The 20,706-nt window shown below is 39.2% G+C and carries 19 protein-coding genes; 13 read left to right on the top strand and 6 right to left on the bottom strand.

Annotated features, from left to right (window positions below; genetic code table 11):
• Positions 1 to 247 precede the first annotated feature (247 nt).
• Positions 248 to 3,013 (bottom strand): insulinase family protein, encoded by a 2,766-nt coding sequence (locus tag AB6T38_RS05580; protein ID WP_372546368.1) that lies wholly within the window; start codon positions 3,011 to 3,013, stop codon positions 248 to 250.
• 351 nt (positions 3,014 to 3,364) lie between these two features.
• On the opposite strand from AB6T38_RS05580, the gene sixA reads away from it, so the two are divergent.
• Both sixA and AB6T38_RS05570 read left to right on the top strand, forming a co-directional pair.
• Positions 3,365 to 3,844 carry a phosphohistidine phosphatase SixA gene (sixA, locus tag AB6T38_RS05575; protein WP_372546367.1) on the top strand — a complete coding sequence of 160 codons (480 nt, stop codon included), beginning with the start codon at positions 3,365 to 3,367 and terminating at the stop codon, positions 3,842 to 3,844.
• Between the two features lie 73 nt (positions 3,845 to 3,917).
• Entirely contained in the window at positions 3,918 to 4,097 is a 180-nt protein-coding gene (locus AB6T38_RS05570) for a hypothetical protein (protein WP_372546366.1), read from the top strand.
• A 74-nt stretch (positions 4,098 to 4,171) separates the two neighbouring features.
• On the opposite strand, the gene AB6T38_RS05565 is transcribed toward AB6T38_RS05570, so the two are convergent.
• Both AB6T38_RS05565 and AB6T38_RS05560 read right to left on the bottom strand, forming a co-directional pair.
• On the bottom strand, positions 4,172 to 5,464 hold the full coding sequence (locus AB6T38_RS05565) for an HlyC/CorC family transporter (protein ID WP_372546365.1): 1,293 nt from the start codon (positions 5,462 to 5,464) through the stop codon (positions 4,172 to 4,174).
• A 79-nt stretch (positions 5,465 to 5,543) separates the two neighbouring features.
• Positions 5,544 to 6,335 (bottom strand): inner membrane protein YpjD, encoded by a 792-nt coding sequence (locus AB6T38_RS05560; RefSeq protein ID WP_372546364.1) that lies wholly within the window; start codon positions 6,333 to 6,335, stop codon positions 5,544 to 5,546.
• Between the two features lie 172 nt (positions 6,336 to 6,507).
• On the opposite strand from AB6T38_RS05560, the gene ffh reads away from it, so the two are divergent.
• The 11 genes from ffh (at position 6,508) to AB6T38_RS05505 (ending at position 16,716) form a co-directional block, all read left to right on the top strand.
• On the top strand, positions 6,508 to 7,914 hold the full coding sequence (gene ffh / locus AB6T38_RS05555; RefSeq protein WP_372546363.1) for a signal recognition particle protein: 1,407 nt from the start codon (positions 6,508 to 6,510) through the stop codon (positions 7,912 to 7,914).
• 239 nt (positions 7,915 to 8,153) lie between these two features.
• Positions 8,154 to 10,247 (top strand): hypothetical protein, encoded by a 2,094-nt coding sequence (locus AB6T38_RS05550; protein WP_372546362.1) that lies wholly within the window; start codon positions 8,154 to 8,156, stop codon positions 10,245 to 10,247.
• A gap of 227 nt (positions 10,248 to 10,474) precedes the next feature.
• Positions 10,475 to 10,726 (top strand): 30S ribosomal protein S16, encoded by a 252-nt coding sequence (gene rpsP / locus AB6T38_RS05545; protein ID WP_303470109.1) that lies wholly within the window; start codon positions 10,475 to 10,477, stop codon positions 10,724 to 10,726.
• A gap of 23 nt (positions 10,727 to 10,749) precedes the next feature.
• Positions 10,750 to 11,274, top strand: coding sequence for a ribosome maturation factor RimM (gene rimM, locus AB6T38_RS05540; RefSeq protein ID WP_372546361.1), 525 nt, complete (start codon positions 10,750 to 10,752; stop codon positions 11,272 to 11,274).
• Positions 11,275 to 12,072 carry a tRNA (guanosine(37)-N1)-methyltransferase TrmD gene (gene trmD, locus AB6T38_RS05535; RefSeq protein ID WP_372546360.1) on the top strand — a complete coding sequence of 266 codons (798 nt, stop codon included), beginning with the start codon at positions 11,275 to 11,277 and terminating at the stop codon, positions 12,070 to 12,072.
• 19 nt (positions 12,073 to 12,091) lie between these two features.
• The gene (gene rplS / locus AB6T38_RS05530) at positions 12,092 to 12,451 is read left to right on the top strand and encodes a 50S ribosomal protein L19 (protein ID WP_303470829.1); all 360 of its coding nucleotides are present in this window, start codon (positions 12,092 to 12,094) and stop codon (positions 12,449 to 12,451) included.
• A gap of 265 nt (positions 12,452 to 12,716) precedes the next feature.
• Positions 12,717 to 13,388 (top strand): PEP-CTERM sorting domain-containing protein, encoded by a 672-nt coding sequence (locus AB6T38_RS05525; RefSeq protein WP_372546359.1) that lies wholly within the window; start codon positions 12,717 to 12,719, stop codon positions 13,386 to 13,388.
• 351 nt (positions 13,389 to 13,739) lie between these two features.
• Positions 13,740 to 14,366 carry an OmpA family protein gene (locus tag AB6T38_RS05520; protein ID WP_348493069.1) on the top strand — a complete coding sequence of 209 codons (627 nt, stop codon included), beginning with the start codon at positions 13,740 to 13,742 and terminating at the stop codon, positions 14,364 to 14,366.
• A gap of 79 nt (positions 14,367 to 14,445) precedes the next feature.
• On the top strand, positions 14,446 to 15,267 hold the full coding sequence (locus AB6T38_RS05515) for a Rossmann-like fold-containing protein (RefSeq protein WP_372546358.1): 822 nt from the start codon (positions 14,446 to 14,448) through the stop codon (positions 15,265 to 15,267).
• Positions 15,268 to 15,370: 103 nt separating this feature from the next.
• The gene (locus tag AB6T38_RS05510; RefSeq protein ID WP_372546357.1) at positions 15,371 to 15,946 is read left to right on the top strand and encodes a sugar O-acetyltransferase; all 576 of its coding nucleotides are present in this window, start codon (positions 15,371 to 15,373) and stop codon (positions 15,944 to 15,946) included.
• A gap of 32 nt (positions 15,947 to 15,978) precedes the next feature.
• Entirely contained in the window at positions 15,979 to 16,716 is a 738-nt protein-coding gene (locus tag AB6T38_RS05505) for an enoyl-CoA hydratase-related protein (protein ID WP_372546356.1), read from the top strand.
• 230 nt (positions 16,717 to 16,946) lie between these two features.
• Here the strand turns inward: AB6T38_RS05505 and AB6T38_RS05500 are convergent, their stop codons facing one another.
• From AB6T38_RS05500 to AB6T38_RS05490, 3 genes are all read right to left on the bottom strand, one after another.
• A complete protein-coding gene (locus AB6T38_RS05500; protein ID WP_372546355.1) occupies positions 16,947 to 17,363 on the bottom strand; it encodes a hypothetical protein in 417 nt (138 codons plus the stop codon).
• Entirely contained in the window at positions 17,363 to 18,448 is a 1,086-nt protein-coding gene (locus tag AB6T38_RS05495) for a hypothetical protein (RefSeq protein ID WP_372546354.1), read from the bottom strand. Before AB6T38_RS05495 ends, AB6T38_RS05500 begins: the two co-directional genes overlap by 1 nt.
• Before the next feature lie 287 nt (positions 18,449 to 18,735).
• Positions 18,736 to 20,448 (bottom strand): putative bifunctional diguanylate cyclase/phosphodiesterase, encoded by a 1,713-nt coding sequence (locus tag AB6T38_RS05490; protein WP_372546353.1) that lies wholly within the window; start codon positions 20,446 to 20,448, stop codon positions 18,736 to 18,738.
• Between the last annotated feature and the right edge of the window lie 258 nt (positions 20,449 to 20,706).

Below are 20,706 nucleotides of genomic sequence, written 5' to 3'. Positions count from 1 at the left end.
GTTTTATTATTAATATTTTTTTCATACAAAGCAGTAACAATTTGACGAATCTAAAAATGTAATATGCCCAAATTAAGGGCACTGTACAAGTTCTGAGTGACTTCTTTACCGTATTAATAACAATTATTTACGCTTTCGTTCAAAAACCGTTCTAAAAATACGAATTGCAAGCGTTATAAAGTAAGGAACTAAAACCTAAATTCTAAACAATTAACTTACTCAATTCCCTATTTTAGAGAATGGGTATTTAGACCACATAGGTGGCATGTTGTTTGAATGCCGTTAAATCATTTATCACTGTGCCTTGTGCAGGAATATCATCGACTTCATTTTTATCTCCACAGCAGAAAAGCACCAGTGTACCTACATCAGCAGGGGCGATAAGCTTTTGACAGAAGTTTTTAATATCATCGAAAGTTAATGCAAACAGTGCATCGGCAATGGCTTTTTGTAAATTAAATTCAAGATCTTGGTTTCCTATGGCAAGCCAGAACTTTTGGGCTTTGGCTGTAAGGTTGGTGTCACTGCCTTCTAGTTGTTTAGAAACGCTTGTTCTAACGTGGGACCAAACTTCTTGATAATCATCAATACTTGAGGTTATTTCAAACAGGAAATGCTTGATTTCAAGCAATATTTGTTTCGCACTAAAGTTTGGGGATTGAGCATAAAATACCATTCCTGGGTGTTGATTGAGGGGTAAATAACCACTTCCAACTAGATAACCAATTTGTTTTTCGTTGCGTATTTCATGAAAGAAGGGGGAAGCCAGCAATTGCTCCACTAGAATGGTTAACGCTACGTCTTTTGTTTCTGCTGAAGGAGTTTGAAGATACAGTACCACTGCTGAATCTGGGTGTTGACTTGATACTTGATTTTCATAATGGATAGCATTTTTCAAGTCCACCACTTCTCTCTTTATTTGAGGCATAGAGAGTCGAGGTTTAGGCATTTCATTTAGTCTTTTAGCAAATTGAATCGACTGTTCTGTTGTCCAGTTGCCAAAAACAAAGGCTTCCACCGAGTAATTTTTAAATAACTCCGCTTTTAACCAATAAATATCCTCTATAGTAGCACTTTCAATAATTGGCAATAACTCCAACGGAGCATAAGTAAAGCGTTGAATCAAACCGGACAGCCTTGCAAATAGCCGGTTAATAGGCTTGTTTAATAACGAATTTTGCAGGTTTTTTAATTGCTTCTGTTTGACCTGCTCGAACAAAGGTTGGAGATCAACATCCGCCATGACTTGCTTTAAAATATTTAAACTAAGTTCGAGTTGGTTGTGTGAAAAGCCATTAGTGTGGATAGAAAAGCCACCTTGATGTGCATACAGATGGTAATGTAATCCGGCAACGCCTGCATGATAGAATTGGTCATTTAAATGCTCAACCATAAGTGCAACCCAAAGCCGTTTATAAGCCGATACTTTTATACCCTGAGTGACTGCTTCACAATCGAAGGAAATAAAGCAATCACCTTTTGGTTGGTTAAATTGCGCATCTTGAGCAAACCAAACCTGTAAGTTTTGATCATGCAAAATTTTGCTAGGTAATAGGTATTCTTGATTAATACTTTCTAACGTACAGGACTCGGTAATATAAGGGTTTGGCAGGGGCAAATGAAGATCATCTACAACGCTAGGGGATGCCAACGCAGTTAATAATTGTTGGTCAATGGGTTCAATTGCATAAGGGGTTTCGTACCAACGCGTAATTTTATCTGTTTGCAGATCCTTACTGATTAACTTCATACGCATATTTTCTGGACTCATAAGGAGTAAGCAAGCCTTGATGGGATGAAAAGAATAATCCGTAATCAAGTAATCTCCTGATAAAATTTCCGTTTCTTTATAATGGAACATTAAATTGGAAAATTGCGTTGCGTCATCTAAAGGTTTTGCATTTTCGATATGTTCAAAGGCTAATTTCCCTAAAATAGCCTTTTCTTTAACACGCCACTTTTCTAGTCCCTGTTCTGCAATTAGCTTAATATAGTAAAATAAACTATTCAGTATTCCTGAAATATTATCTTCACCAAATTTAGTTAACTGCAAATTAACATTAAAGTCTTTGAAGCCATTCCCATTTATCCCGCCGCCGGCACTTAAATTTGTTGCCCAGTTCAATCGTTTATAATGATTCAGTAGGCTACCGTTTCCTTCATCACCTAGCAAATGACTGATAAACTCCAATGGCTTTGATTCATTGTAAAGTTGCATATCTGGCAAGGCGAAACTCACGATTAAACGGCGAGCATCCTTAATTGGATTAATATTTATTTTTACGCCTAGCTGTTCAGGTAAGTACAAAGGGGGAAGATTAGGGCGCTTAAACTCATCACCAGAAGGGAAAGCTGAAAATACCTCTTTAATACAGCGTTTTTGTTCATCAAGTGTCATATTGCTGACGATACACAGGGCCATATTGTTGGCAATATAGTGCCGGTTATGCAAATCAATCAATGCATCTTGGATTGTTTGTAACGAATGTGTCGAAAATGTCTGTTGGTTACCAACAGAAAATTTGCTAAAAGGATGATCTGGATTACAAGTCTCTTTATGCACTTGATAGAGACGTCGAAGATCATCATGTATCTTAAGTTTAAACTCTGCATCAATGGCGTTTATTTCTTTTTCAATTGCAGCTTGGGTAAACAAAGGTTTAAATAGCATATCAGCAAAACGTTGCAGACCTTCGACAAAGTGAGAGTGTTCTACGTCAAAATGGTAGTTGGAAAACTCTGTACCGGTCCAGGCATTTGCACTGCCACTGTGTGGTGAAAGGTACTTATCTAAGTTATCTGCATCTGGATACGTTTCACTACCATTAAATAACATATGTTCAAGTAAATGGGCTAATCCAGGAATATGGTTAGGATCATCAAAGTGTCCTGCTTGAATACAGGCAGCTGCCGCGGATTTTCGACATTCAATATCATTTACTAACAATACCCGCAAACCATTGGCAAGGGTAATATGTAAATAAGTCCTTTTGTCGTTCGTACTTAGCTGCAACTAAATCACCTTTTTTGGAATTTGATACAAGCATAACTGATTAAAAAGTTTTTTAAATAAACTGGGGGAATTTGTTTATTAAAAATATTAAATAGTAAAAATACACACCACAAATAAACAAAACTTATTTAATGACATCGCTTAAAGATTAAACTTGAATTAAAATCTTCATATTTGAGAAGTTAACTTACCATTAAAACTCATTTTCGCTAAATTACAAAATAATCCTCTAAAACAGGTCGTTTTTATTGTCTTTCGGCTCTACTATATAAAATTGAATTCAGGCAATATTAATATCAGTAATAATCCGCACAAAAGTAGTGTGGATAGATTTTGTTATATGGACCAATTATGTACATTTTTGTGATGCGCCATGGTGAAGCTGAACCATCTTTGCAAAATGATCAATTAAGACCTTTAAATGATTATGGTATCTCTCAGGCTCAGCAAAGTGGCGACTGGCTAAATTTGTTTGCTAAAGACTCAAAAATATCACTCAGCCACGCTATGGTGAGCCCATTTTTGAGAGCCCAGCAAACATTTCAACAAGTGAATCTAGCGACTAAAATTGCTGATATTCGCTCCAACTCCGATTTAGTGCCCAGTGGTAATTGTCAAGCACTGCACTTTTCAATCGACCATTTTGCGCAAGAACATCAAAATGTTACTGGATTATTATTGGTGAGTCATATGCCTTTTGTGAGTTACCTAGTCGATGAGATGTGTGAAATAGAAGAGATGAGAATGTTTTCTACCGGCACAATTGTGTGTATCGATTATAATGTTGAAGAGTCCAAAGGACACATTGTAAAAACATTTACCCCTGAATAGTTTTCTGCTAATTTCTGCTGAAAATTCCTACAGTTTTTACGTTCTATTCCGATAAAAATGTGAGGGGAGGCCTATGTCTAGTAAAAGTTTACCTGCTTATTTACAGCAGGCTTTACAACAGCACGTGGAACAATCGCAACTAACTCATGATGATGAGTTGGAAAATATTTACGTGCGTTTGGCAAACCTCAATGAGAATGTAGAAAAAATCAAACAAACGATCTTACTTAAGCGTGCCCAAAAGAAATCTTAACACCCACATTACTTGCAGTTTTTCCAAATTATTCACTCTATGTTTAGACTTAAGTTTATTTACGGTAAGACACTTTAGGTTGTTTCGTCTTCTGGTGGGATACTGTAATAGGCTGGCAAGACTCTCACGGTTTTCACCATGTTATCTTTAATTTCAATGATTTCTAAAGGATAACCATAAATCCGCACACTAATATTCGCATCTGGGATATCTTCTAAATGCTCCAATATCAACCCATTTAAGGTTTTAGGGCCTTCTGTAGGGAAGTGCCAGTCCATTTCTTTATTTAGCTCTCTCAAGTTAGCACTACCATCAACTAATACGCTTCCATCTTGTTGAATATTGGCTTCTTTGGAATGGTCAGGCACGATACTGGTGGTGAAATCGCCAATGATCTCTTCCAAGATATCCTCAAGTGTCACTAAGCCTTGTATGTCACCATATTCATCCACGACTAAACCTATTCGTTCTTTGGCGGCTTGAAATTGGTACATTAAAGTATGCAGAGGAGTTGATTCTGGTGTGAAATAAATTTCTCTAACCGCCCGTAACAAACTCGCTTTGGTAAACTGATCTTTAGATAAGAGTCGAAGAGCATCACGCATGTGAACAAAACCGACAGCGTCATCGATACTGTCTCTGTATAACAGTACACGGGTATGTTGAGCATTCACCAGTTGTCGCTGTATATCTTTCCATTCATCATTGATATCTATGGATACAATTTCACTGCGTGGGATCATAATATCTTCAGCAGTTACTTTTTCTAAGTCGAGTATACCAACTAGCATTTCTTGGTGTTTTTGAGGAATGAGAGCGCCAGCTTCATGGACAACAGTGCGTAATTCTTCACGACTCAAATTTTTACCGTCATTATTGACGGGGTTAACTCGTAACAACATTAACAAACCATTACAAATGCCATTAATTAGATACACCAAGGGGTATAACAAGAACATCAGTGGTAGCAGAATAATGGAACTTGGAAAGGCGATTTTTTCAGGGTATAGGGCGGCAACAGTTTTGGGGGTGACTTCAGCAAATATTAGGATCACGAAAGTTAAACCGAAGTTTGCAATAGCTAAACCCCACACATCGCCGAATAATCGCAAGCATAAAATGGTTGCAACTGAGGCGGCAGCAATATTAACTAGATTATTCCCTATTAGGATTAAGCCTATTAGCCTATCGGGACGAGCGAGTAATTTAGTTACACGAAGCGCGCCTTTATGGTTTTCATTTTCAAGGTGCTTCAAACGATACCGATTAATCGACATCATTCCTGTTTCAGAACTAGAAAAATACGCAGAAAGAAAGATCAGAATGCCGAGCAGTGTTATTAACGTACTCGTCGAGATGTCGTCCAACTAGATAGTTCCTATATTGTGGGTCAGGTATGAATGTATGTTTATCTTCATCAGGATTCAAGCTGAATATTTAATTACTTTACGAACTTAGTATCACTTCTTTGACGAATCGACTACCGAAATAGGCCAGTGTTAACAAAAAAGCACCTACTAAGGTTGCAGATATAACCGGCTTTCCTCGCCAGCCCCATTGATGATGGCCAATGGCAGTGACAGAAAAGATTAACCAAGCGATAACCGACAATATGGTTTTGTGAGCTTGTTCACTTGCCCACATATTGTCTAAAAACAGGAAGCCGCTGATTAAAGATAAGGTCAGCAATATAGTCCCAGCTAATAACAGTTTGAAAAATATGGTTTCTACCGTCATCAAAGGTGGGAGAGAAGAGTGCAATAAGGATGTTTTTTTCTGCTTCAATCGTTCATTGATATAAGCTAATTGCAGCGCATACAAAACCGCTATAATCAAACAGCCATAGGCAAGCAGGGCTAAAGTGATATGGATAACCAGATCTGGTTGCAGTTGAATTTGCATGATATGTACTTTAGGTATCAATGCGCTCAGCAGTACGATCAGTGCGGAAAATCCAAATACAACGGGCATTAATATGGCGGTTGCTAAGGCAAAGGATGCAATTGTCATAGTCACTGTAACTAGCCAAGCAATCAATGACGCCACATTGAGCATACTCATATTTGCCCCAGAAGCTTGATTGAGCCCTTCAACCAATAAATACAGGTGGGTTGTTAAGGCTAAAAACGCTGGAATTAACATCAGCTTAGGATTAGGACCTTGGTGGTGAAATAAACGAGAGGTTACCCAGCCTGCGGCAAATAGATAAAAAACGATGCAGACAATTTCTATTAACACTATTAAACGCCCTATGGTAAGTAGTAGTAATTCAAACAGTTAGAGTGAGAAAACTGATTAAGTTTACCGTATATATCAAATCAGCCCAACTAAATCTTCTTAATAGTAAGGTTCTTATCTTCAAATACATTAGGTATAATCCTAATTATCAGAAATAGGAAACCAAAGAATTATGTTTGAGAACCTCACAGAACGTTTAGGTAAAACGCTTAGAGACATTAGCGGTAAAGGTCGATTAACCGAAGATAATATCAAAGAGACTTTGCGTGAAGTCAGAATGGCATTGCTGGAAGCCGATGTCGCTTTGCCAGTGGTACGTGATTTTGTTGCTCAGGTTAAAGAGCGAGCTGTGGGCACTGAGGTCACTAAAAGCCTCAAACCCGGCCAGGTTTTCATCAAAATTGTCCAATCTGAACTTGAATCTGTTATGGGCGCGGCTAATGAAAAGTTAAATCTAGCGGCGCAGCCTCCAGCGGTTATTTTAATGGCGGGCTTACAAGGTGCGGGTAAAACCACCAGTGTCGGTAAGCTTGCAAAATATTTAAAAGAACGTGAAAAGAAAAAAGTGTTAGTGGTCAGTGCCGACGTTTACCGTCCTGCGGCAATTAAGCAACTGCAAACACTTGCTGAAGATTTAGATGTGGGTTTTTTCCCATCCAGCTCCCTTCAACGTCCCATTGATATTGCCAACGGCGCAATAGACCACGCTAAAAAGCAATTTTTTGATGTACTAATTGTCGATACTGCAGGTCGTTTGCACGTTGATAACGAAATGATGGGAGAAATTAAAGATCTCCATGAAGCAGTGAAGCCAATTGAAACCTTGTTTGTGGTAGATGCCATGACGGGGCAAGATGCTGCCAACACGGCTAAAGCTTTTAATGAAGCCCTTCCACTAACCGGTGTGATACTGACCAAAGCCGATGGTGATGCACGAGGTGGTGCGGCGTTATCAGTTCGTCATATTACCGGTAAACCTATCAAGTTTATTGGTATGGGTGAAAAGTTAGACGCTTTAGAACCTTTCCATCCAGAACGAATTGCTTCGCGCATATTAGGAATGGGCGATGTTCTTAGTCTTATCGAAGAAGTTGAGCGTAAGGTTGATAAAGACAAAGCGCAAAAGCTAGCGAAGAAGGTTCAAAAAGGAAAAGGCTTCGATCTGCAAGACTTTAAAGAGCAGTTAGAACAAATGCGCAACATGGGCGGCATGATGGGCATGATGGATAAATTGCCTGGAATGGGCAACATGACAGCGCAAATGAAAGAAAAAGCCAATGATAAACAGTTTACCCAAATGGAAGCGATCATCAATTCCATGACTCCAGGTGAACGACAACGTCCAGACATCATTAAAGGTTCACGCAAACGCCGCATTGCACAGGGGTCAGGTACACAGATTCAAGACGTGAATCGTTTATTAAAGCAGTTTACCCAAATGCAAAAAATGATGAAAAAGATGTCCGGTGGTGGCATGAAAAAAATGATGCGCAGCATGAAAGGTATGATGCCTCCAGGTGGCGGAATGGGTGGCCCAGGTCCAGGTGGTATGGGAGGTATGTTCCCACCTAAGCGTTAATTCTTATTGCTACTCGGCTGGAGGAGTCGCCTCCAGCCATCTGTTTCCCCATTTATCTATAACAACTAACCACTTACTGTTGTGTTTCCTGTAAAAAGTTTGCACTGAAAAGCGTTTCAAGGTAGCGTCTTTACTTAGAGTACGCTTTTTGAGCAATGAAGATGGATTTTTGGCAGGAACTTAAAAGAAGGAACGTTGTTAAAGTTGCAATTGCATACCTCACTTTAGGGTGGTTGATCGTGCAATTTACGGCCATAGCGGTACCCGCATTAAACCTTCCGATGAGCCTCAATGGTATTGTATTTTTCTTAATTAGCATTGGCTTTCCAATTGCGTTATTTTTGGCTTGGGCATTTGAATTAACCCCAGAAGGCGTCAAATCTACAATTAATGTGGAACAAGACGAATCTATTGCTAAAAGCACTGGCCGAAAACTCGATTTTTTAATTATTGGCTTGTTGTCCATCATCATTATCTATTTGATTGCAGCCAACTATATTTTTAATGGTGAGGATGACCAAGAACAATCAACACAATCCATCGCCGTTTTACCTTTTGTGAATATGTCCTCTGACCCAGAGCAAGAATACTTTTCAGATGGTATTTCCGAAGAACTACTTAATTTACTAGCACAAATTCCGAAATTGCAGGTGGCTGGACGAACGTCTTCTTTTGCTTTCAAAGACAAGAATGAAGACTTAAGGGAAATTGGTGATGCGCTAAATGTGAAGCACATTCTCGAAGGCAGTGTGCGTAAGTCTGGGACAAAATTGCGTATTACCGCCCAGTTAATACAAGCAGATAATGGCTACCATTTGTGGTCTGAAACGTATGACAGAGAGTTATCTGATGTATTTAAAATTCAAGACGAAATAGCCCGCAATATTGTCGAAGCACTGAAAGTAAAATTAGGCGCTGACGATATTAAAGTACTTAATAATCAACCCACGACAAACCTTGACGCCCATGATGCCTATTTGCGTGCTTGGCCGCTTTATCATGAAAGGGATAGCAAGGGGTTATTAATGGCTATCTCCTTATTTGAAAAAGCCACAAAACTCGATCCTCAGTTTGTGGAAGCCTGGGCAATGTTAGCGGATTCTTATGCAATGCTATATATCTATGGGGAGCAAGAAATTACCAAACAACAAGTTGCCGAGGAAATGGGACGCTGTTTTGTTAAGATCCTGCAAATAGGTAAAACCACTTGGCATGTGCACTCCGCCATTGGCGTTTATTATTCAACGTTTACGGAATATTCTGAAAATGAAAGCTACTTGCATGCGTTGGAACAAGCACTAGCATTAAATCCTAATTCATCCTTAGTGTTAGCAAGATTGTATAACTCAGTTGAGGTAATGCCGCTAACCGAACTTACGTCCGAAATTGTTGACACATCCTATGCACGCGCGCAAAAAGCTTATCGGTTAGATCCGCTCTCTTGGGTGGTGGTTGCTAATCTCGTTACCTCACTGATTGCTCAGGAAAAATTTGGAGAAGCGGAACAATTGTTACTAAACGGTAATAATTACTTGGATATTGACGAGTTCTTTCTAGTGAATGCAGATTTGTTAGGGCGAATAAGTGAGCAACTCGCGATTGATTTGAAAACCAACTCCACCAATATGCGTAGTCGCTTCTCACTGCTTGATAGGCTAGCGACTATGCAGCTCTGGGAGTACAGTGAAAAAATTCCTAAAACAGGAATTCCCGATGTTTACCTAACTTATATTGATTTTAAGCAACAACTTGGTCAAAATGCGACTTTTAACATGCAACGATATTATGAGCAAAGTCGTTGGGAAGTCGATTTACAGGGCACGTCTGTTGCTCGCGACAATTACATATTTTTAGCGCCTCAACTAGATGTTGAATTTATTCGAAAAAATAAACTGCATTTGCAAAATGCGGCCGACGTCTATTTTAAAAGCGGTTCTTATTATTTAACGCTGAATTTGATTGGAATTTTAAATAGCTTTCGTATCAGCGGATTAGCTGATGAAGTTACGAAAATTGACCTTCAGCTTGAACAGATATTCGACGTCTGGGATGAACTAAATTTTTATCCCACCATCAGAGATACCTTCAAATCAATTTGGTTAGCAGAGCAGGGTAAAGCGACTGAAGCGAATACCTTATTGAAATCACTAAAAATAACAGATTATTTCATATTGGATACTTTGAAGTACTTACCTTCTCGATACGCTATTACCGAAACACCAGCCTATAAAGTAATAATTGAAAATTATAATGATTTACTTGATGTAGAAAGGGCAGAATTTAAACAGCGTTGGCAAGAACTAGGGTTGGATGAACTGCCCGAAGTTAATTAAGTTAAACTCGGAATAGGTAGTGTTTATTAGGGTTATTTCGTGTTTTTCAGCTGTTTTACCCCAACCTCTCAACTAATTGCTTAATAAATAGCATTTTCATTCCTTTCTATGTTGCATTCCTAAGCTATATCAGTATAATTCGGCGGCCTTGATTTTCGGTGTCTATGATATTGAAGAGCAGGGCAAACAAGTTAACAGTAACGCTATTACGAGTTTGAGGCATTTATATGGTTACTATTCGTTTACAGCGTGGTGGCGCTAAAAAGCGTCCATTTTATCAAGTAGTGGTTGCAGACAGTCGTCGTGCACGTAACGGCAAGTTCATTGAGAACATTGGCTTTTTCAACCCAACTGCACAAGGTCGAGCAGAACGTTTGCGTTTAGATCTTGAGCGTGTTGAGCACTGGGTAGGACACGGCGCAACTTTATCTGAGCGTGTTGCACGCTTAGTTAAAGATGCAAAAGTCGTAGCTGCTTAAGTACTACAAAAATTGAGGTATAGATGAGTCTAGCGTCTGACACAATAGTGATTGGCAAAATCGGGGCACCTTACGGTGTGAAAGGTTGGGTTAAAATCACTACCTATACTGATGAAACACAAGGTGTATTTGAGTATTCACCATGGCTTTTGGGCGATGGTAAAAAAGAATATATCGTTGACCTCTGGCGAACGCACAATAAGGGCGTTGTCGCGAAACTGGTTGGGGTGGAATCTCGGGATGATGCTGAAAGTATCAAAAACCTAGAGATTTTCATTAAAGCTGAACAGCTACCTGAACTGGCCGATGATGACTTTTACTGGCGGGACCTAGTCGGCATGCAAGTGATAACCGAAAATGGTTATGATTTGGGTGTAGTGAAAGAACTGTTCGAAACCGGCGCTAACGATGTCATGTTAGTAAAAGCTAATTCGAATGATGCTTTTGGTCAAAAAGAACGCATGTTGCCATTCCTGCGGGAGCAGGTTATTAAAGTGGTTGATATGCAGGCGAAAACAATCAAGGTTGATTGGGATCCCGGGTTTTAAATGAACCCACTAATGACAGAGCAAGGGGATAACTCTTGCGAACTTCGTTGGTTTGGTGTGGTGAGTCTGTTTCCAGAAATGTTTAACAGCTTTACACAGCAAGGAGTAACAGGACGAGCGGTGAAAAACCGATTGTTGCGAGTAGATTTTTTTAATCCAAGGGATTTTACTCAAGACAAGCATCGTACTGTTGATGACCGCCCTTATGGTGGTGGCCCAGGAATGCTGATGATGGTTCAGCCATTAACAGACGCAATACACGCTGCCAAGAAAGCAGCGGGTAAACCAACTAAGGTGATTTACCTTTCACCTCAGGGAAAGAAGTTAGACCAAGCCGGTGTGAAGGCATTGTCTGAAAATGACAGCCTGATATTTGTCGCCGGTCGTTATGAAGGTATCGACGAGCGAGTCATACAGTCACAAGTCGACGAAGAATGGTCGATTGGTGATTATGTGTTAAGCGGTGGAGAACTTCCTGCGATGGTGCTAATGGATGCGATATCGCGCTTTGTGCCGGGTGTGTTAGGGCATGAACAATCAGCAGAACAAGATTCGTTCACTGATGGTTTATTAGATTGTCCTCATTACACTCGACCAGAGAGTTTAGATGGTCGTAAGGTTCCTGAAGTGTTGTTAAGTGGAAATCACCAAAAAATCAGGCAGTGGCGGTTACAACAGTCGCTAGGTAGAACCTGGCTACGACGCCCTGAATTGTTAAATGACCTAGCTCTGACTGAGGAGCAAAAACGTTTATTGGAAGCATTCCAAAAATCGTTTTCGCAGCAAGATGACAGTTAATCTAGGATGAGAGGATATGATGAGCAAAATCAATCAAGATATCATCAAGAAAATTGAACAAGAACAGTTAAAAACTGATCTTCCGTCCTTCGGGCCGGGTGACACAGTTGTTGTTAAAGTACGAGTTAAAGAAGGCGACAAAGAGCGTCTTCAGGCTTACGAAGGCGTTGTAATCGCTAAGCGTAACCGTGGCCTACACTCTGCATTCACTGTACGTAAGATCTCTAACGGCGAAGGCGTTGAACGTGTTTTTCAAACACACAGCCCTGCAGTTTCTTCTATTGAAGTTAAACGTCGTGGTGCGGTACGTCGAGCTAAGCTTTATTATCTTCGTGAGCGTTCAGGTAAATCTGCACGTATCAGAGAAAAGCTTAACTAAGATTTTAATTAATGCGTTATTGTTAACTTGTGAAAACCCGCGAAAGCGGGTTTTTTTATGGCAGTAAGAAAGCTCTACTTAGGTAAAAAATATACTCATCAGGTGTCGGAATACTTAACATTTTGTATTTTTAATGTACATTTTATTTGTAACCTATTGTAAAATAAGTGTTTTAATTATGGTCTGTTAATTGCTTGGGTTTACTTTGGTAGCAGTGCAGTATCGATTGCTACTTTTTAACAATATTTTAATTAAGGAGACCCCAATGTTAAAAAAACTAAAAAGTTTAGCTCTGATATCTGCCTTGACAACGAGTATGAGTGCGTTTGCCGTTCCTATAACTTATATCGGTGCAGATGATGCAGTTTCTTCATTTGCCGATATGGTTAATGCACAATCGGCGGCGTCTGATTTTTTTGATGTTACCGGCGCTATAGATGTCTTTGATTTTGAGTCTGCCATTCCTACAAATTTAACTATATCCGGCGGTTCAACAGTAAGCTCTAGTTGTGGTGCTGTATGCGGTTTTAATACTACGGCTGGTGGTTCGTTCTGGCGCGAAGTTGTTGGCGGTTCAGTTACCTTCACCTTTGCCGATGCGGTAGATGCATTTGGATTTTATGTAAATGGTCTACAAACCGAACGAGTACCTCAACAGACAATAGAATATGTTGATGGCTCTTCAATCCAACAAATTATTGATATGCCTTCGGCAACTGGAGGTGGTGGTGCGTTTCTGGGCTTTGTAGATTTTGGTCAACTAATTTCAAGTGTTACCTTTAATGCAACCAGTGATATCTTAGGGTTTGATGATCTGTATTTTGGCCGTTCAGCCACTAACCCTGGAGATCCAACTACAGTCCCAGCCCCTGCTACTTTATTTTTATTTGGTACAGGTCTATTGAGTTTAGGTTTATTGCGTCGTAATCGTAAGTAGTTATCTACTAACAACCTAAGTCAAAAAACAAAAGCCCGATAAAACTATTTATAGGGCTTTTTCACTATAACGCCTCTCCTATAATTTCAAATTAAACTGTAACAAGTTCCCAGTCATAATTTCAAATCTGTTCAGGCAAGCTTCAGCTTTTTCCGCTTAAAATTTTAATTATCTGATATACATCAATATTTATGAAATAAATCAATTTATAATGACCTTGGTATAGATTCTGCTTATTCACTTTAAATTAAGAGCCCTATTTAAACAGAACATTAACCTCGACAATCTCAATGTAAAAAATTGGCATTTAAGTTGAAAAATTATTTAGTATTTTCACCATTGGAGAAAAGAATGAAAAAGACACTTTTAGCAATAACCTTTTCAAGTTTGATTATCACTGGGTGTGCGTCCAACGCAAATAATGCGCAGAAGGGCGCAGGAATAGGTGCTGTGTTAGGGGCGCTAGCCGGGAAAGGCACTGGCGATAATGACAAAAGTCGTTACGTGTGGGGAGCTGCCCTAGGCGCATTAGCTGGTGGTGCAATTGGTAATTACATGGATAATCAGGAAGAAGAGTTCCGTGATGAGTTGGCACAAAGCGGAGTTGAAGTGTATCGAGAAGGTGACAGTATTCGTTTAGCGATCCCAGGAAATATAACCTTTCAAACTGGCAAGGCCTCCATAGTGACTGATTTCTACCCGGTATTGAATGACGTTGCTAAAGTCATTAATCGTTACGAAAAAACCCGTTTGAGTGTTGAAGGTCACACTGACTCAGTGGGTGATGCCGCCTACAATCAGCAATTATCGATACAACGAGCCAATAGCGTTGCCGCTTATTTAGAATCAAATGGTGTGGCTACCAGCCGTTTGCAGACATTAGGTTTTGGTGAGTCTCAACCCATTGCCACAAACGACACGGCTAGTGGTCGTCAACAAAATCGCCGAGTGGAATTACGGATTATACCTGTGCAATAATAAGCGGATCTCCATAGTCATGGCGATTTATGCTTTTATTTGCTTGACCTTATATCACTGGAACCTGCAACACTAAATAATGTATTTACACCAAGATTGGCGAGTACTGACCGTTGGCGATGGAGATTTATCGTTTTCCTGGTCTATTTTTAAGGATTTAGCGGTGACACAGCTGACTGCGTCTGTGTTAGATGACAAAGACACGTTAGCCGCTAAATATAGTCAAAATCAAATGGCCAGCTTAAATGCCAATGGTGTGAAGGTTTTTCATGGGTTGGATATTTGTGATAAAGATTGTTTTCCTGCGAGTCTATACAACGCTTTTGATCTGGTAATCTTTCAATTTCCTTTAATTCCCGCTTTTAGCAGTAAAGCTGAGTTTGAGTCTAAGGGGAAATTACATAAAAACACCTTAAATCGATTACTTATCTGGCGTTTTCTACAACATAGCTTTGATTACTTTCTTGATCCAAAGGGAAAGCAATTAGCTTATGTAACCTCTAAAGATGTCAAACCTTATTCTCATTGGAATATTGAAAACTTAACTCCCAATCCACAACAAGTGGGGTTTAAAGGATGGGTGGAATTTCAGCAATTAGACTTCCCAAGTTATCAACTACGTAACGTGGATAGGGATAAAGTACTTAAGTCCACCGCGAGTAAAACCTATGTATGGGGAAATAACCACTGTGATTATGCCGAGCTTAATTTAACCCCCAGCAATAAACACCAAGCCAATTATTGCAATCTATGTGGCAAAGGGCCATTTTTCACCGAAGATGATCGGCAAGTCCATACTCATTCAGCGTTTCATCTTCGTTTAGCCGGATATGAACAACTCTGGCAAGCCTATCTTACTCAAAATGAGCAAATTAATCTTGAACTCTTTCATAGCAACTGAAGGGATTGGGTTGGTTCTTGGTGTCTAGTTATCATTGATAATGATTCGAAAAAATTGGTGTCATCATATAGAGTGCGTGTCAGTATAAAGGAAGTCGCCTGTAATGAACGATTTAAGTGAAAAACAAAAGCGGTCTGCTGGTTTGGAATATTTTCCCAGCAACAAACAAATGCATGCTGAACGCATGCATGCTAAAATTCAATGTCATCTGTTTAATCAGTTAGCGCCTAATGAATTTAAGCAAGGAATGAAATTACTCAAAGGTCTATTTGGGTGTTGTCATAACTTCTGGATAGAACCCCATTTTTATTGCGACTACGGCTACAACATTCATCTTGGTAAAAACTTCTATGCAAATCACGGCGTTGTCATTTTAGATGCAGCACCAGTTACCATTGGCGATGACGTGTTATTCGCACCAGGGGTGTTAATTTCAACTGCCAGCCATCCTAAAGATCCGCAAAAACGCAAAAAAGGATTAGAAACGGCCAGCCCGATTACCATAGGTGATGGCGTATGGATCGGCATGGGGGCTAAAATTTTACCCGGGGTAAACATCGGTAATAATGCCATTATTGGTGCAGGAGCCGTTGTCACCAAAGATGTAACAGAGAATACCACTGTGGCTGGGGTACCAGCTGTAGTGATTGACAATAATAACAATAACCCTACTAACTAAAAATTCGTTACAAAATAACGAGCGAGGTCTAAATGCAAGAAATCATCACCACACTAGATAATAATGTATTAACGTTAACCTTTAATCGTCCAGCTCAGAAAAATGCAATAAATCAGCAAATGTATGCTGAATTAGCTAAAGGACTGGAGCGCAGTCTAACTGATGACGATGTACATTGTGTTTTGATCAACGCTAAAGGTGATATATTCACTGCAGGGAATGATCTGAAAGACTTTTTAGAGATGGAAATGACCGATGTCTCTCCAGTACAACTATTTTTACAGGGACTGGCTAAGATGAATAAACCTTTGATTGCTGCCGTAAATGGTAAAGCAATTGGTATTGGTCTAACCATGTTGTTGCACTGTGATATTGTCTTAGCCGGTGAGTCAGCGTCATTTACTGCACCATTTACTAAGTTGGGCTTGGTTCCCGAAGCTGCGTCTTCTATATTACTACCAAGGATCGTTGGTCATGCAGTAGCTAACGATGTTCTGCTGGCAGGCAGAAGCCTAACCAGTGCAGAAGGCTTGAGTTTTGGTTTAGTATCCAGAGTCACCGCAGACGATCAGCTAGCGTCTCTATCTGCAGAGTTAAGTCAACACATTGCGAGCTTGCCGGTTGACTCCATGATGAAGAGCAAAGCCCTTATTCGCGATTCAGATCGTGAAATGATCACAGCCCAAATGGCGAAAGAAAATATCGAATTCTCCAACCAACTGGCGTCTGATGAATTTAAGCAAGCCGTTGCTCCTTATTTTAATAAGTAATTATAGGATTACTGTGACTGTATGAGATGAGACGTTATTCCGCTTTAAAGTCGTACTAGATGTCAATTGTCCACAATTATCCGTTAAGAGGCTCTTATAGAGCCTCTTAAGCAATTATATAGTCAATTAGTATCTCTACAATTTTAAAAACATTTCTCGACAGGAATTCGAATCATATAAAATTAGGGAAGGGGGAAAAACAGACTTTTCTATTTTAGTCACTTGCTTGGCTAATTAATGGTTAACAACACTGTTAACTCACTGGGTATTTCTATACCAGAACGACAATATCCCAGAGCCCCTTGGTGATTTTTTAGGTACTCTAAAAGTTCGCTTTCCGACGAAATCTCTTTGGGTTCTTTTTTACGCCCAGTAAAACGCATCTGCGCCCAAAAAGACTGAATTCTTGATTCTGTGAGACCTATCACTTTCGTATTAAATAATAGTCTGCTTTCATTATCAGGTGACAAAGCGATGGCCTGTAACTGATGGGGAACGGCACCACCCATAAATAAATTTCTAATTTGCTGACGATTTAGCTTAATCGATTTGTCATCCACATTAGCAACGATAATAATATGTTCAGCGGCAGCTTTTTGTACACAATTTAGCAAAAAAATCAGCATAAATATAAAGCAAGATTTCATTAAAATACCCACTCTACCCCCAACTGATATAAGACCCCATGACCATCGAATTCGCCAAGATCTTTAACCGCATAATCATTGCTAATTTCGTCTTTGGCTTCAACAAAAGTTATTTCAGCTTTGAAAGCTAGGTTCGCTAAGTAGTCCCAGCGCATGCCTATTTTCGTGCCTGCTGCTTTGTCATCAGGAAAAGCGGCTAAAACGCCAAGGTAGGTGGCTGCCAGCGTATCTAGTTCAGTGGATATGCCAAACGGAATTTCGTTATCGGGATGATCAAAATGAAGATTCTTTTTACTGTAAGATAGATACACCGTATACGGATAAAAATTGTAGCCAGCAGAGATATAGAAACTATCAATATCCGCTACTAATCCACTTTTTCCGTCGAATCTAGAAAACTCACTACGCACGAAATAATCCACGTTCTCGTAACCAGCACTAAAATGATAAAGCTGAATCACCCCACTGGCATTCAACCAATCGGCACTGTTAGTGAAGCCTAATTGACGTAATAATTGGCTAAATTCAGCTGCTTGTGTTTGCTCAATATCCACGTCACCTTGGTTAAATGAGGCGCGTAAAGTTAGGTTGTCATAATAGATACTTGCATTGATCCCAAAAAGACCAATCACTTTGGTGTTTATTTCTTGGCTGTTCAAATAAATCTTGTCATCGAATCGCCCCCAATAGCCTTCATAACTTAACAGCCAATCGCCATAACTAAATTCATAGTTGGCTAACACACCATCAAAAGTTGAAAAGAAAGCTGTATCGTAAAACTGCTGCGGTAGAGTCAACCAGGGATAAGCGAAACCAACATCGAGGCTGTCGCTATAATTAAAAAATGGAATTCGCTGCCTACCCAGTTTAACTTGCCAAGTATTGCTTGGTGCGTAGGTTATATACAGCCACTCTAAACCAGAATTACGCTGTTCGTCAGTATGGCCAACCACCTGAGCAGTAAAGGAGAGGCTATCATTAAATGAATAATCCCCTTGAAGGCCGATTAACGACTGTTTATCTATGCTTACACTATTGTCGTAACCCACGTATTCAGCATTTTCGTCATCAAAGTAACCTAACATTACTCGAGCGAAACCTGAGAATTGTAGTTTTTCATTATTTTTTGAAATGGCTGGAGGACTAACGCTAAGTAAAAAAAGGGCGAAAAGCAAAGTCGTGTGTAAGCTAGATACTTTCAATGTGGAGATTTTCTATTCAGGGTATTTATTAGCTCTTAAAATACTATGCAAATAGCAAGAGTCAACAAATGGATGGGCTAAATCAGTTATAAAGACGATAAATTTGTTTTTTTAATTCTAAATCACCTGTGGTTAACAATTGTTTAACTGAATTAGCGCAGGTTTAGCGGTCAGGACAGTGACTTGTTTGAATGTAAAAAATGACTGAAATAACCTTCATCAAGTGGTTTACTCAACCAAAATCCCTGTATTTCGTCACAGCCCATTTGCGTTAGCAATTCAACTTGCTCGCTCTGCTCTACACCCTCAGCAATCAGAGTTACACCTAATTCACTTCCTAATTCAATAACACTTTTTACAATGGATTTATCCGCTTTATTAAGGTGCATATTGCGAACGAAAGATTGATCTATTTTTAGCTTGTTTACAGGAAATGCTTGAAGATAACTCAAACTTGAATATCCAGTTCCAAAATCATCAATGGCTAAATTAATACCCATTTCATTTAGTAGGTTTAATGTATTAATAGTATCTGCATCTTTATTAAACAATACACCTTCAGTTATTTCTAATTCAAGGTTCTTAGCATCTAAACCACTGGTTAATAAAGCGCGTTTTACCATTTCAACGAAATTAGGCGCTGAAAATTGTTTCGGTGAAATATTCACCGCGATAATTATATCCTCATAACCCTTTGCCACTAGATGTTTGGCTTTATGGCAAACGTTGGTAAGGATCCAATTACCTAAAGGTAAAATTAACCCAGAATGTTCTGCTAAAGGAATGAATTCTGATGGAGAAATCCATTGTTCTTCGAATTGCCATCTAATTAGAACTTCAGCGCCAATGACTTTCTTTTCTTTCAGGGAGTATTGAGGCTGAAAAAATAATTGAAAGTGGTTGTCTATTAAGGCTGCACGCATAGCATCTTGAAGTGTATTTTGACGACTTACAGATTGACCAAGCTCGTTACTAAACATCATATAATCAGTAAACTCCTGACTTGCAGAGTTTTCTAAAGCGATACGTGTATTACGGATAATCTCTTCAGTACTATTTCCATCCGCAGGGAAGTTAGTAAAACCATAATCAAGTTGCAAAGAGTGCTGACCTGAAAATTGCGTTCTTTCCAATCTATTATTAATTGTTGTCACCAATTTTTTAACTGTTTGGTGACGGTTATTATTCGGTAAAACTAAGCCAAATCTTTTTTCGCTCAATTGAAATAACCGTATATCTAAACCAATGTTTGAACAAATTTCTTTGAATAAGTTTGAAAGTTCTTTTAATACACGACGGCTAGTTTCAATATCATCATCGGCTAATAATTTTGAATAGGAGCGAATTTCCAATTGACCAGCGATGAAACTTCGTCGTTCATTAACCATTTGCTCAATAGTCTCCTTGAAAACGAAATGGTTGTCTAAATCGGTATCTGGATTGACGCGAATTTGCGTCTGACTTTTTTGTCGTTTAAGTGTGTAGTCAGAGATGGCGACTAAACTAATAGTCCATTGTTTGGCTTTAGGGTGCCACAATAATTCACAGTCAAACCTGTGTTGCTGAATATTGACTTCGAAGTATTGATGATATTGTTTATCTGTGAGGGCATTGTGCTGGTGAAACTCTATATTATCAGGCAATAAAACTTTGCCATCCTCACCTGAAAATCCATGTTTTCGGAGGAATGTAATGGCAGCTGAGTTAATAAAATTAATCTGTTTATGTTTGTTCAGAATGATGATTAAATTTGCAGAGTGTAACGGATATAATGCGAGGCTTTTAGCTAATTTTAAATTGCGAAACCAAGGAGAAACCAACTTAGTTATAGCAACAATAATTAAAATGCTTAAACAACCATATAAAAGCAAATTAATTACCACGTTTTCTTTCCTTGGTGACGAGTCGAAGGTAGTTTATTACCAAACAAATGTGAAACAGCCATTTAAAAGTCCTTTTAATTCAGGTTGAACCCATGTTCTCCATTGGCAAATCTTACCATTCAGTATTAAAGGTAAACCATCGATCGGCAAAGATCGAGGTTTATAGCAGAATTAGACTGCCAGAGTAAGAGAAAATACTAACCCTCAACACACATTTTGTGATGGACTTGGTAGTTGATTACGGAGCAGTGGACTTTG

Origin of the sequence: Aliiglaciecola sp. SL4 (assembly GCF_041538045.1) — a bacterium.
Taxonomy (GTDB): domain Bacteria; phylum Pseudomonadota; class Gammaproteobacteria; order Enterobacterales; family Alteromonadaceae; genus Aliiglaciecola.
This window is presented reverse-complemented; position numbering and strand designations above follow the sequence as displayed.